The organism is Segeticoccus sp. (assembly GCF_035708005.1).
In genome coordinates this window covers 1-13,362 of sequence record NZ_DASSTI010000196.1, presented here as the reverse complement: position 1 = coordinate 13,362, position 13,362 = coordinate 1, and the positions used below count along the sequence as shown (strand labels likewise).

At 73.0% G+C, this 13,362-nt stretch carries 10 protein-coding genes; 4 read left to right on the top strand and 6 right to left on the bottom strand.

Features of this window, described 5'->3' with window-relative positions; genetic code table 11:
* Positions 1–201: hypothetical protein (locus VFL99_RS18320; RefSeq protein WP_325107811.1), on the bottom strand; the 201-nt coding region annotated here is incomplete at its 3' end.
* 81 nt (positions 202–282) lie between these two features.
* Between VFL99_RS18320 and VFL99_RS18315 the strand changes: the two genes are divergently transcribed.
* On the top strand, positions 283–2,013 hold the full coding sequence (locus VFL99_RS18315; protein ID WP_325107810.1) for a phosphodiester glycosidase family protein: 1,731 nt from the start codon (positions 283–285) through the stop codon (positions 2,011–2,013).
* A gap of 219 nt (positions 2,014–2,232) precedes the next feature.
* Positions 2,233–2,649 carry a YkvA family protein gene (locus VFL99_RS18310; RefSeq protein ID WP_325107809.1) on the top strand — a complete coding sequence of 139 codons (417 nt, stop codon included), beginning with the start codon at positions 2,233–2,235 and terminating at the stop codon, positions 2,647–2,649.
* Between the two features lie 71 nt (positions 2,650–2,720).
* On the opposite strand, the gene VFL99_RS18305 is transcribed toward VFL99_RS18310, so the two are convergent.
* A complete protein-coding gene (locus VFL99_RS18305; protein WP_325107808.1) occupies positions 2,721–3,647 on the bottom strand; it encodes a DMT family transporter in 927 nt (308 codons plus the stop codon).
* A complete protein-coding gene (locus tag VFL99_RS18300) occupies positions 3,644–4,918 on the bottom strand; it encodes a glycosyltransferase family 4 protein (RefSeq protein WP_325107807.1) in 1,275 nt (424 codons plus the stop codon). Before VFL99_RS18300 ends, VFL99_RS18305 begins: the two co-directional genes overlap by 4 nt.
* A 257-nt stretch (positions 4,919–5,175) precedes the next feature.
* On the opposite strand from VFL99_RS18300, the gene VFL99_RS18295 reads away from it, so the two are divergent.
* The gene (locus VFL99_RS18295) at positions 5,176–6,963 is read left to right on the top strand and encodes a phosphatidylglycerol lysyltransferase domain-containing protein (RefSeq protein ID WP_325107806.1); all 1,788 of its coding nucleotides are present in this window, start codon (positions 5,176–5,178) and stop codon (positions 6,961–6,963) included.
* A gap of 7 nt (positions 6,964–6,970) precedes the next feature.
* Positions 6,971–9,394 carry an APC family permease gene (locus VFL99_RS18290; protein ID WP_325107805.1) on the top strand — a complete coding sequence of 808 codons (2,424 nt, stop codon included), beginning with the start codon at positions 6,971–6,973 and terminating at the stop codon, positions 9,392–9,394.
* Positions 9,395–9,404: 10 nt separating this feature from the next.
* Here the strand turns inward: VFL99_RS18290 and VFL99_RS18285 are convergent, their stop codons facing one another.
* The 3 genes from VFL99_RS18285 to VFL99_RS18275 all read right to left on the bottom strand — a co-directional run bounded on the left by VFL99_RS18285 (position 9,405) and on the right by VFL99_RS18275 (position 13,298).
* The gene (locus VFL99_RS18285; RefSeq protein ID WP_325107804.1) at positions 9,405–10,685 is read right to left on the bottom strand and encodes an alpha/beta hydrolase; all 1,281 of its coding nucleotides are present in this window, start codon (positions 10,683–10,685) and stop codon (positions 9,405–9,407) included.
* Positions 10,686–10,805: 120 nt separating this feature from the next.
* Positions 10,806–12,038, bottom strand: coding sequence for an alpha/beta hydrolase (locus tag VFL99_RS18280; RefSeq protein ID WP_325107803.1), 1,233 nt, complete (start codon positions 12,036–12,038; stop codon positions 10,806–10,808).
* A 57-nt stretch (positions 12,039–12,095) separates the two neighbouring features.
* Positions 12,096–13,298 (bottom strand): ABC transporter ATP-binding protein, encoded by a 1,203-nt coding sequence (locus VFL99_RS18275; protein ID WP_325107802.1) that lies wholly within the window; start codon positions 13,296–13,298, stop codon positions 12,096–12,098.
* Positions 13,299–13,362 lie beyond the last annotated feature (64 nt).

The window sequence follows — 13,362 nt, the reverse complement described above, 5'->3', positions numbered from 1 at the left end:
GCCGTCTGTCGCCCAGACCTGTCTCACCTGACCAGCGGCGACGGCCTGCCGCAGGTCCCCGAAGTCCGTCAGTCGCTCGCCAAAGAGCGCTCCCAGCGGCACTATCAGCAGGCAGCTGACGAGGAGCAGCCACCGCAACCGGTCGGTGAAGCCGGTCGAGCGCGTCCCCGACGCGCTGTCCGGGAAGGCCCCCGCCGTCATGGGTGAACGATAGAGCGCAGGGACCGCCTCCGTCGGAGGATTCCCACCCGCCTCTTGCCGCGTGTGCAAGTTTCTGCTTCGGTGGGACTTCTCACCACCACTTCTCAGCGGGAGGCCATCGTGCGGGTGCGCAGCGGGACGACACGGTTCGGGATCTCGGCAGCCGCGGTGCTCGCCCTGGGCGTCTCCCCGATGGTGGCCCACGCGGCACCGGCCCGCGGCACCTTCGGCCAAACTGCCACGCAGACAGCGCCTTCCGCCGCAGCTGCCAGCGCGGCCCAATCCCCGACCGCGACGTATGCCGCCCCGCACCTCCCGCTCGGCCCGGACTCCCTGCCCGAGACCCGCACGAGCCGCACCCTGCAGCCGGGCGTGACCTGGACCCACATCGACCGAGGGGAGCCGGATCCGGCGCTGTTCTGGACGGTCGAGATCAGCATCCCCAGTGGGGCGACGTCACCGGATCCGGACGCACCGCCGTCGGTCCTCAAGGACCACGAGAGCGCGCAGCAGACCGCCGACGACCTCGCCGCCGCGGGCTTCACGGCGCGGGTGGAAGAGGTGACGACGCCGGCGATGGCCGACGTGCCCGCGCATACCGAGGGGTGGAGGGTGCGCGTCGGGCACTTTGCCAGCCAGGCCGCGGCCAACGCGGAGCGGACGCGACTGCGCACGGCCGGGTTCCAGGGGTCGGCGGTCTACACCGGGTGGGACGGCGACGCGGCCGATCGCGGGCCGTGGAACGTCGACGTCCTCACGATCGACCCGAAGACCTTCACCGGGCGGCTCGTCTCCTCGGTCGGGCCGGACATCGAGCAGCGGGAGACCACGAGCGCCCTGGCCCAGTTCGCCGGGGCGACGGCCGGGACGAACGCGGGCTTCTTCGTGCTCGACCCGAGGGCCGGGGCGCCCGGCGATCCGGCGGGCATCAGCGTGCTCGGCGGCAGGCTCGTCAGCGAACCGACGAACGACCGGCCGGTCCTCGTCTTCCGCGACGACGCCAAGGGCGCCGCGGTCGAGCGGCTCGCCTGGACCGGCGAGGTGCGCGCCGGTGGGACCTCGCTGCCGCTCGACGGGCTGAACCGCGTGCCGACGCTGATCCGCAACTGCGGCGGCATCGGCGACAAGCCGACGAACGCCCCGCTGCACGACGTCACCTGCACCGACCCGGACGAGATCGTGGAGTTCACAGGCGATTACGCGCCCGACCACACGCCGTCCGGCGACGGGCTGCAGGTGACGCTCGACCGGCGTGGGTTCGTCACCAAGGTCGCGAACGAGCGGGGTGCCGCCGTGCCGGATGGCGGGACGGTGCTGCAGGCGACCGGCGACCTCGCCCCGAAGCTGGCCGCGATGGCGAAGGTCGGTGAGCGGCTCCAGGTCGTCTCGGACCTGCGCGGCGGGCACGAGGAGGCGGTGCGGCCGAACGGGCACACGTTCATGGTCAACGGCGGCCCCCTGCTCGTCCGCGACGGCCGGGTGCACATCACCGCCCAGCGCGACGGCATGGTGCACCCGGATGACCCGAGCTGGTTCTACGGGTGGGTGACCAAGCGCAACCCGCGCACCATCGCGGGCGTCGACCCCGCCGGTCGGCTGGTCCTCGTCACCGTCGACGGGCGCTCGACCGCATCCCTCGGGCTGAGCATCACCGAGGCGGCGGACGTGGCGAAGGCGCTCGGCCTGCGTGATGCGATCAACCTCGACGGCGGCGGTTCGACGACCATGGTGATCGGTTCGCAGGTCGTCAACCACCCCTCCGACGCCGCCGGCGAGCGTCCGGTCGGTGACGCCCTGCTCGTGTTGCCGTAAGGGACAGCCGTAGGGACGACCTCGGCCGTGTGCCGACTTTTGCCTGGGCTGGGCGCTCGGGGCCGGGACGTTCTCGGCGGTGTGCCGACTTTTGCCCGGGCTGGGCGGTCGGGGATGCGACGTTCTCGGCCGTGTGCCGACTTCTGCCCGGGCTGGGCGGTCGGGGCGGCGACGACAACGGCGCCGCTCACCCGAAACGGCGCCGCCTACGCTGACGGGGTGTGGACGCAGCTGGGTGAGGCGCTGGCGATCGCCGCCGTGCTGATCGGGCTCAGCTGGGTCGCCATGGTCGTCCTCGCGAAACGCCTGCCGCCGGGCCTGGCGCGTGACCTCGCAGCGTTCCTGCCGGCGTGCGTGACCGCCGCACGTCGGCTGCGCTCACGGCCGGAGGTTCCGCGCCGCGCCAAGGTTGCGCTGCTGATCGCGGTGCTGTGGGTGCTGTCGCCGATCGACCTCATCCCGGAGTTCCTGCCGGTGATCGGCCCCCTGGACGACATCGTCGCCGTCGTGCTGCTGCTGCGGTATGCCGCCCGCTCCATCCCGCGGCCCGTCCTGTTGGAGGCGTGGCCGGAGGACCCGCGGTTGCTGGAGCGGCTGCTCGGTGGACCCCGCAGTCCCGCGAAGAAGGACGACTGACGCACCAGCCACCCGCAAGGCACACCCGGTATGACGACCGCCGGCTGACGCACGAGGCGTCGCCTCATGCGTCAGTCCCGGTCGGCCGGATCCGTGCCCAACAGCGCCGAATGCGCACCCCCCGCGGGCCCGGAGCCGCCCGACACCGGCACCGGCTCGGCCGCCGACCGCCGCGCGAGCGCGACCACCCCCGTGGTCATCGCCAGGAACCCGACCAGGGACACGGCCAGCATGAGCGGCGCGGTCGTGAGCGTCTCCTCGAAGGCGTAGATCCCCAGGACGATGCCGACCACCGGATCGGTCATGCTGATCGCCGGCAGCGACCCGGTCAGCGGCCCGGCGTGGTAGGCGGACTGCCCCAGGACGAGGGCGCACGCACCGGCGAGCAGGAAGGAGTACAGCTCCCAGGACGTCAGCAGCGCCGGCAGGCCGCGCACGATGATCGCGGTGATCTGCTTGATGAGGGCCGCCACCACGCCGGCGCAGATGCCGGTGGCCAGCCCGAGGAGCGCCGGGCGGTGCCGGCTGGACGGCCGGAACGACCACGCGACCAGCCCCACGGTGACCACGGCGCAGATGGCCAGCGCGACCGCGAAGCGAGCCCCTGGCGCGATGTCGAGTCCCCCGGTCGGTGCCGCGACGAGGAGGAAGGTGGTGAGCCCCGCCACGACGAGCGCTGCCCAGCCGTAGTCGACCCGCTGGATGCGTCGACCGGTCAGCATCCGGCTGATCGGGAGTGCGAAGAGCAACGCCGACACCAACAGCGGCTGCACCACCGTCAGGGCGCCGCGTGAGAGGGCCAGCGCCTGCAGGACGAGGGCGACCCCGTTGACGGCGGACGCCGCCAGCCACAACGGACGGGTGATCAGCCGGCCGATGACACCGAGGTGCACCGTCCGGTGGGAGGGGACCTGCCGTGCCGTGTGGTGCTGCATGGCGTTGGACAGGGCGAGACACCCCGACGCCGCCAGCGCTGCCACGACGGCGAGTGGGCTCACGGCACGTGCCCCGCCGTCTCTGCCCGCGCCAGCACGTGCCCTGCCGTCTCCGCCCGGGTCCGCACCGGCTGCGCGGCGCGCGATCGGCCACCTACCCCCACGCTCGCCCGCCCGCCCGGGATCGGTGCGCCAGCCCCCATGTCCGGGACGGGACGTCCCGCACTGACGGAGGCGGCGGCATACAACTGCTGGCAGGAGCGGAGGATCTGCGGCCAGCTGACGCGGGGCGGCTGGTGGCGGTTGTGCCGGGCGATCGAGGTCCGCAGCGGCACGTCGCTCGCGAGCAGCACCAGGCTGCGCACCAGCTCGGCGTCGCTGGCGCCGAGCAGCCCGTCGACGCCGGGAGTGATGAACTCGGCCAGCCCGGTCCCGGCGCGGCCGAGCACGGGCAGGCCGGCGCAGCGCGCCTCGAGGGCGGCGATGCCGAAGGACTCCAGCTCGGCCGGTGCGAGGTAGAGGTCCGCGCGGGCGAACAGCTCCGCGATCGCGGGCCGTTCGAGGCGTCCGGGCAGCTCGACACAGTCGTCGAGTCCGCAGCGCCGCAGCGCCGCCTCGACCTTGGGCCGCATCGGCCCGTCACCGACCAGCGTGGCCCGCAGCCGGACCCGGCCGTCCAGGGCGGTGCGTGCCTCGCGCAGCATGTCGACCAGCGGCAGGGGGCGCTTGCGGTGGCTGAACCGCAGCGTGCTCACCACGTGCACCTCGGGCACGCCGTCGGCGCCCACCCGGACCGCCTCGGCCGGCGGCAGCAGCCACTGCTCCCGGTCGACCCCGTTGGGCAGCACGGTCACCGGTACGCCGGCGGGCAGCATGCGCTGCATCGGCCGGGCCGCCGCGGCGCTCACCGCCGTCCACTGCACCGGCAGGTGCCCCCAGCGCGTCACCCAGTTGCCGACGCGGTAGATCCCCGCCGCCCAGGACCACAGCGAGTGCAGGGTCACCACGACCGGTATGCCGGCCCGCGTCGCACCGCCCACCGTCCAGTACGCGAGGGGAGAGCAGGTCGACGCGTGCACGTGCAGCACGTCGAAGCCCCGGGAGAGGGCGACCTCGCTGCCCCGGCGGGCGCTGCGGTAGCGGATCGCCTCGGCGCCCACCTCGCCGCGTGGCCGGTGCACGGGGATCTCGCCCTGGCTGCCGGCACCCGGCACGTTGGTGACCACCTCGACCTGGTGGCCGGCGGCGCTCTGCCGGGTGGCGAGGTCGTGGACCTGCCACTCGATGCCACCCAAGCGGGGGAGGTAGCAGTCCGTCACGTGCCCGATGTACATCTCCCCTGCTCCCTGCCGACTCTCAACCAGATATCAGGATGGCGGCTCCGGCTGTGCGAATGCTGAAATCGCGGATCGCACGCCCCTCGGGGCCAGCCTTGCACAGATCGGGCACCCAGGGCGTCACGATGAGCACTCGGCCCAAGACGGCTGCACTACCGTGACCCGCGGGTCGGTCAGCGCCGGTCCGCAGACCGGTGTGCATGGGCCGACAGCAGGCAGCCCCGCCAGCGACACCGGATCGGACGAGAAGGGGAGTGAGACCGATCGGCTCAGCGCCGCGGACCACCACGGTGGCCGCCCGGGTCTGGCGAAGCGGTGGCCCGCAGTGGGCCCCGGTGTGGGTCGCCCGGGCCGCGTTCGTCGTGGGGCTGCTGGGCATCGTCGGCGCGGCGCTGCCGGTGGCCGCGCGGCTCGACATCGTGCCGTTGCTCATCCCGCCGGTCGCGCCCGCGGCGACCCGGGCGGTCACGATCGCGACCGGGCTGCTGCTGCTCATGCTGGCCCGCGGACTGCGTCGCCGGAAGCGCCGGGCGTGGCTGCTCGCCGTGGTCCTCACCGCCGCCGAGGCCGTGCTGCACCTGGCCCGCGACCTCGACCTCGGCCAGGCGATCCTCACCGCGCTGCTGCTGGCCCTGCTCGTGGTGACCCGCGCGGCCTTCACCGGGCGGCCGGACCCGCGCTCGGGACGCAACACCGTAGTGGTGTTCGTCACGGCGCTGCTGGTCGCGATCGGCGTCGGCTACGGCGCGATCCTGCTCGACGCCGACGGCATCACCGGCACCACGTCGGCCGGCGAGGTCACCGAGGAGGTCCTGCTCGGCCTGGTCGGCGTCCCGGGACCCCTGGCGTTCGACCACGCCCGGCACGCCGACTTCGTGGCGATCACGTTGGCGTTGTTGGGGGCCGTGGTCGTCCTCGTCACCCTGGCCGCGGCGCTCCGCCCGGCCGGCGGCCCGCACGGCCTGAGCACCGAGGACGAGGCCCGGCTGCGCGCCCTGCTGGCAGGTCCGGGACCACACGACTCGCTCGGCTACTTCGCCCTCCGCCGGGAGAAGTCAGCGATCTTCTCGCCCACCGGCAAGGCCGCGATCGGCTACCGCGTCATCGACGGCGTCAGCCTCGCCGCCGGTGACCCGCTCGGGGACCCGGAGGCCTGGCCCGGCGTGATCGAGGCCTGGCTGGACGAGGCCCGGCGCTACGCCTGGATCCCCGCGGTGCTGGCCCCGAGCGAGCGGGGTGCCGCCGCCTACCACCGGGCGGGGTTGGACGCCCTCGAGCTCGGCGACGAGGCGATCGTGCACACCGGCGAGTTCACCCTCAAGGGCCGGGCGATGCGCGGCGTGCGGCAGGCGGTCGGTCGGGCGCGCCGGGCCGGCTACACCGTGGACATCACCCCCGCCAAGGCCCTCACGGAGGCCGACCTCGCCGAGGCGCAGGCCGCGTCGGACCGGTGGCGCGAGGGCACGACCGAGCGCGGCTTCGCGATGGCGCTCGGCCGGCTGGGCGACCCCGACGACACCGACTGCGTGCTGGTCCGCTGCCGCGACGCCGACGGTGCGCTGATCGCGCTGCTGTCCTTCGTGCCGTGGGGCAGCGACGGGCTCTCCCTCGACCTGATGCGCCGGGACCCCGAGTCCGACAACGGGATCGTCGAGCTCATGGTCACCGACCTGCTCACCACCGACCAGCTGCCGGCGCTGCGTCGGGTCTCGTTGAACTTCGCGGTGTTCCGCTCGGTGTTCGACCGGGGCGCGCGGCTCGGCGCCGGGCCGGTGCTGCGGCTCTGGCGGAGCCTGTTGCTGAGCGCCTCCCGCTTCTGGCAGATCGAGTCGCTCTACCGCGCCAACGCGAAGTACCAGCCGGAGTGGAAGCCGCGCTACCTGTGCTTCGTGCGCTCGCGAGACCTGCCGCAGGTCACCATCGCCGCGCTGCGGGCCGAGGCCTTCCTCACCGCACCGGCCTTCTGGCGGCGGCTGCGGCAGGGCCGGCGTGCCCCCGTCCAGCCTGACGACCCACGAATCGGTCAGGAGCGTGGTCTGTAATGGGCCGGTGAGGACCAGCGGTGTCCGGGCACAGCCGTCGTCACCGTGGCGGCCGCAGCTGCCGGAGACGCTCGGCTACGCGCTGAAGCGGGTCCTGCTGGGTCGGCCCCTCGTCACCGAACAGCTGCGCCAGCAGCGGCTGTCCAACCGGGTCGCCCTGGGCGTGCTGTCCCCCGACGCCATCTCCTCCTCCGCCTACGGCCCCGAGCAGGTGCTCGTCGAACTGCTGCCGTATGCCGGGCTGGCCGCCTTCACCCTGCTCCTCCCCATCACCGGGGTCATCCTGGTCATCCTCGTGCTGGTGGCCGCGTCCTACCGCCAGGTGCTGGAGGTCTACACCCGGGCCGGTGGCTCCTACGTGGTGGCCCGCGACAATTTCGGCCCCAAGGTCGCCCAGGTCGCGGCGGCCGCGCTGCTGATCGACTACGTGGTGACGGTCGCCGTGCAGACCGCGGCCGGGACGGTCGCCGTCGTCTCGGCGCTGCCGGCGCTCGGGCGGTTCAGCCTGGAGATCACGGTCGGCGTGGTCGTCGTGCTGTGCCTGGTCAACCTGCGCGGCCTGCGCGAGGCCGGGCGCCCGTTCGCGCTGCCCACCTACTTCTTCGTCGCCATGGTGGGGGCCGTCATCGTCGTCGGCGTGCTCCGCCAGGTGACGGTCGGACTGCCGCGCTACGACCCGACCACCCTGCCGGGTGCCGTGCCGGTGCACCACATGTCGGGGTTCGTCATGGGGGCGACCCTGCTGGTGCTGCTGCGGGCCTTCGCCAACGGCGGCTCCTCGCTGACCGGGGTGGAGGCCATCTCCAACACGGTCTCGGTGTTCCGCGAGCCACGCGGCGCCAACGCCCGCAAGGTACTCCTGGCCATGGCCGGCACCCTGGGGTTCCTCGTCGCCGGGGTGTCCTACCTGGCGTTCGCCACGCACTCCACGCCCTACACCGCGGGCTACCCCTCGGTGCTCTCGCAGGAGGCTCGGGCGGTCTTCGGCCAAGGCCTCCTCGGCACGGTGCTGTTCGCCCTCGTGCAGGGCTCGTCCGCGCTGATCCTCTACACCGGTGCGAACACCAGCTTCAACGGGTTCCCCTTCCTGGCCAGCTTCGTCGCCACGGACCGGTTCCTGCCGCGACAGCTGACCAAGCGCGGGCACCGGCTGGTGTTCTCCAACGGCATCCTGACCCTGGCCGTGCTCGCCGTGCTGCTGCTGGTGCTCACCGGCGGCACCGTGACGGCACTGGTGCCGTTCTATGCGATCGGGGTGTTCTCGGGCTTCGCGATGGCGGGCTTCGGGATGACCCGGCACCACCAGCGCACGCGGGAGACCGGCTGGCGGCGCCGGCTGGCGATCAACCTCGCGGCCGGGGTGCTGTCCACCGTCGTGGTGCTGATCTTTGCCATCGCGAAGTTCACCGAGGGTGCGTGGTTGGTGGTCATCGTCTTCCCGCTGCTGGTGTGGCTGCTGATCCGGCTCAACCGGGAGTACCGGCTCGAGTCCGCCGTCCTGGACCGGGTGCGCCGCTTCGGCGCCTCCGCACCGCAGTACAACCGGCACCTGGTGCTGCTGTTCATCAACAGCGTCGACCTCGCCGTGCTCGAGGCCGTGCGCTACGGCCGCAGCCTGCGCCCGGATGAGCTGCGTGCCGTGCACGTCATGGTGGACGCCGCGCACGCGACGGCGCTGCGGACCCGCTGGGAGCAGGTCGGCATCGGCCTCCCGCTGGAGATCATCGACTGCCCCGACCGGCGGCTGGCCCGCAGCGTCGGGGAGTTCGTGCTGGGCGCCGTCGAGGAGGGCAGCGCGCGCGGAGGGACCGCGGTGACGGTGCTGCTGCCGCGGCGGAGCTACGCGCCGGTGCTCGGCCGGCTGCTGCACGACCGCAGCGCCGACCGGATCGCCGCGGTGGTCAGTCGGATCCCGCACGCCGCGGCGACGATCATCCCGTTCGACGTCCAGTCGCAGATCCGGCAGACGTTCCCGCACCTGGCCGAGGAGTGGCCCACGGAGGTGGTGGAGCGGTTCCGGGACCGGCTGCTCGCCACCGCGGACGCGGCGGTCACCGCCCACAACGCGCCGGTCCCCGAGCCCGGTGCCACCGCGATCTCCCGGCTCGCCCCCGGGCGGCAGGTCACCCTCGAAGGCCGGCTGCACGACCTCATCGAGCACGGCCGCGGACCGCACCGGGTGCTGATCGGCACCCTGGTCGACACCACCGGCAGCGCCACCCTGGTGTTCACCGCACCGGACGCCCTGGACCCGCCGCTGCAGACCGGGCAGCTGCTGCGGGCCCGCGGCCTGGTGTCCAAGGCGGGCCGGGGGACCTCCCCGCGGCTGATGAACCCCGCCTACGAGGTGCTCGAGACCCCTCCCCTCGAGGAGGACGAGGAGGACGAGGAGGAGGCCGAGGAGGAGGCCGAGGAGGACGACGACGGGTGAGGCCGCGGCGTCAGCGGGCCGAGTGCGGTGCCCCGGCCGCCGAGTGCGCCGGCGCCGGGGCGATGTGCCGCGGCAGGCCGAGCCGGTGCGACAGCCAGGTCAGCGCGGTGGGCAGCTCGCGGCCCCAGGTGTTGAAGTTGTGACCGCCGTTGTCGAGCACCATCGCGGTGACCCGCATCGGCGGCTTGACCTCGTGCACGAACTTCATCGTGTCGGCATACCCCTCGGTGTTGCTGTTCTCCTGCTTGGTGATGGTGACGAACAGCGAGACCGGCGGTGCCGCCCGGTGGGCGAGCAGCCACTCGGGGTCGTTGGCGTGCTTCACGGCCAAGGAGCCACCCCACAGGTTGCCGGTCGTCACGTCCGACAGGGCGTGGTAGTAGCCGGACAGGGAGACCGCGCCGGCGAACGTCTGCGGGTGGTGCATGAGGACCTTGGTGGCGATGTAGCCGCCGGTGGAGTCCCCGCTGATGCCCCAGTCGTGCGGCGTGACCCGCAGCGCCGACTGCACGGCGCTCGGCACCTCCCGGGCGAAGTACGTCTCGGCCTGCGGGCCGCCCGGGATGTTGGTGCCCTCGGTGTCCCGCGGCGGCGCCACGACCGAGGACAGCATGACGAACACCATCGGCGTGCTGCGGTGCTGGCCGACCAGCTGCTGGGAGACCCCCGGGTAGTTCATCCGCGTGACCTGCGCCAGCGCCGTGCCGGGGTAGCCGCCGATGGTCTCCACCGCGGGGAAGCTGCGGTGCGCGTACTTCGCCTGGAAGTACTGCGGCGGCAGGTAGACGTAGCCCAGCTCGGACAACCCCGAGCCGAGCCCGGTGATCCGGACCTGCTCGACCTTGCCCTTGGTGGCCCACTGCGACCGGGTCGACCAGCTGGTGTTGCCCAGCACCTGCAGCTGCCCGGACGCGCCGCGCTTCCCGCTCGGCACCGACGCGGGCTGGATCCGCAGCGCCGGGGGCTGCGCGGTCGGCGTGTGGTGCGGGCGCGGCTGCCACGGTGACGACGCGCTGGACGGGGCGAGCCCGCCATACGTCCTGATGCTGATGCCGCCGCCCGGGGAGCCGACCAGGTCCCCCCAGCTCGTGTAGAACTGCCCGTAGTCGTTGGCGAGCGCCGCGACCAGCAGCAGCGTCGCGACCTGTCCGGCGCCGAGCATCCCCAGCCGCGCGCCCGCCCGCACCGGCCGCGGTCCGCGCACGCGCCCCCACAGCAGGAAGGTCGCCACCGGCAGCAGGACCGCGGCGACGGCGAGGATGACGACGAGCGGTGTCCCCAGCAGGCTCATGGTTCCCTTTCGGTGTGGCGGCTCAGGGTGGGCCGCTCTCCCTCCATGACGCACCCCGCACCTGTGGGCTCCCTGCAGGTATGCCGTGAGCTCACCGCACGCTGCCTACGCCACCGGGGCTCAGGGGCGCGCGGTGATCCGTGCCGACAGCCAGTGCAGGGCCCGGGGGAGTTCGGCGTCCCACGTGGCGAAGTTGTGCCCGCCAGTGGGCTCGATGAGGGCGGTGACCCGCATCGGCGGCTTGACCAGGTGCAAGAACTTCAGGGCGTCGGGGTAGCCGTCGAAGCGGGTCTCGGTGCGGGCCGTGGTGACCATCAGCGACACGGGTGGCGCCGGCCGGTGGGCGAGCGTCCACTCGAGGTCGTTGCGGTGCTGGCGGGCAAGGGACCCGCCCCAGAGGTTGCCGGTGGTGGGGTCCTCGCGGGCGAAGTAGTAGCCGGACAGGGACACGCCGCCGGCGAACACCGCCCGGTCGTACATCGTGATCTTGGCGGCACAGTAGCCGCCCGTGGAGTCACCGACGATGCCCCAGTGGCCTGGCTGGACCCGCAGCGCGGCCTGCACCGCGCTGGGCAGCTCGGAGGCGAGGAAGGTCTCTGCCTGCGGGCCGCCGGGGACGTCGGTGCACTCGGTGTCCCGGGGCGGCGCCACGGTGGAGGACAGCATCACGTAGACCATCGGCACGCTGCGGTGTTGCCGCACGTCGGTGAGGGCGATCTGCGGATAGTTCATCCGGGAGACCAGGTTGAGCGCAGAGCCGGGGTAGCCGGTCAGCACCTCGACGGCAGGGAACTGGTGGTGGGCGTACTGCGGGGAGAAGTACTGCGGCGGCAGGTAGACGAAGGCGTGCACGCTCAGGCCCGAGCGCAGCCCGGTGATGCGGACGGACTCCACCTTGCCGCGGGTGTGCCACTGGGCCCGGGTGGACCAGGAGTTCGGTCCCAGCACGCGCAGGTGCCCCGTGACGGGCTGTGGCGGGGTGGACGGCGTGGGGCGAGCCTGCGGGCGCTGGTGCGGGTGGTGGGGACGGCCGGCCCGGTCGGGCAGCGCGGCGACGCCTGGGTGGCCGTGGCGGCCGCCGTTCAGCGGCGCGCCGTAGGTCGCCACCGTCGGGTGGCCACCGGCCGTGCCGAACAGGTCGGCCCACGACGTGTAGAACTGCCCGTAGTCGTTGGCGAGGGCCGCCACGAGCAGCACGGTGGCCAGCTGGCCCGTCCACAGCATGCCCAGTCGCAGGCCGCCCCGCACGGGCCGTGGGCCGCGTACCCGCGACCACAGCAGCAGCGTCGCGACGGGTGCCAGCACGGCCGCGCATGCCAGCACCACCAACAGCGGTATGCCGAGGAGGGCCACCGCAGCACCGTCGCAAGTGGGTCTGTGAGGTCTCTGGGGGAGCCCTGACAGCCTCGTTCAGCGCGTTCTGCTCGCGACCGGCTCTCGGACGTCCTGCGGGGTTCGGGTCGGGGTGCCCTTCTCCTGGCCGCGCGCCGGGGGCGTGCCCTTCTCCTGGCCGCGCGCGGTGGGCGCGCCCGTGTCCTGCTTGCCGCCCGGTCGGCGGATGGCGCGACCCAGCGGGCGGGCGGTCGGCACGTGGTTCGGCCGGCTGTTCGACGTCTGGTCGAGGGCGGTGACCGACGGGACCTGCGAGGGAAGGGCCGGCGGCCGGTGGCGCTCCCCGGCCACGCGTGGGCGCTTGCCCTGCTTGCTGGCCATCGGCGGTTGGGAGGCGGGGCGCAACATGTGCCGCCGCTGGCGTCGGGTCGCCTTCCGGCGCGCACCGGGGCCCCGTGCGCCCGCCTTGGCGGGGGCGCCTGCGCCACCGCGAGCGCGGGGCGGTTCGGTGGAGCGCTGGTACTCCGGAAGCACCTCGTCGGGTGCGCCGTCCATGATGATGCGTCCGTCGTGCATCCACAGCACCCGGTCGCACATGTTGCGGATCTGCCGGTTGTTGTGGCTGACGAGGAAGACGGTGCCCGCGTGCTCACGGATCTCTTGGATGCGTTGCTGGCTGCGCCGGCGGAAGGACGCGTCGCCGGTGGCAAGCGCTTCATCGACGATCAGCACGTCGGGGACGGCCGCGGTGGAGATGGCGAAGCGGAGTCGAGCGGCCATGCCCGAGGAGTAGGCCGACATCGGCATGTGGATGAAGTCCCCGATGCCGGAGAAGTCGACGATCTCCTGGTAGCGCTCCTTGACCTCCTGGGGGGACAGGCCGAGGGCCTGACCGCCGATCACCACGTTGCGTTCGCCACTGAGCCCGCTCATGAGCACCGCGTTCACCCCGAGCAGGGCGGCCCGACCGTCGACCCAGACGCTGCCCTTCGTCGGGGGGATCAGGCCGGCGATGGCCCGCAGGATGGTGCTCTTGCCGGAGCCGTTGCGGCCGATGATGCCGACCGACTCGCCGTGGTGGACGACGAACGACGCGTCGGTGACCGCCTTGACCTCGCTGATCCCGACGGTGCTGTTCTGGCCGATCTGCATCAGGCGACGCAGGATCGTCGACTCGCCCTGGCCCTTGGCGTTCCCGCGCCGCTTGGCCCCGAACACGCGGTAGACGATGTCGAGGTCGGACACGATGACGGACGGACGATTCTGCTCAGGCGCGGCCATAGCTCTCCTCACCGTGCCAGAAGATGAGGAACCCGCCCACGCAGACGACGACGGCCCACAGCAG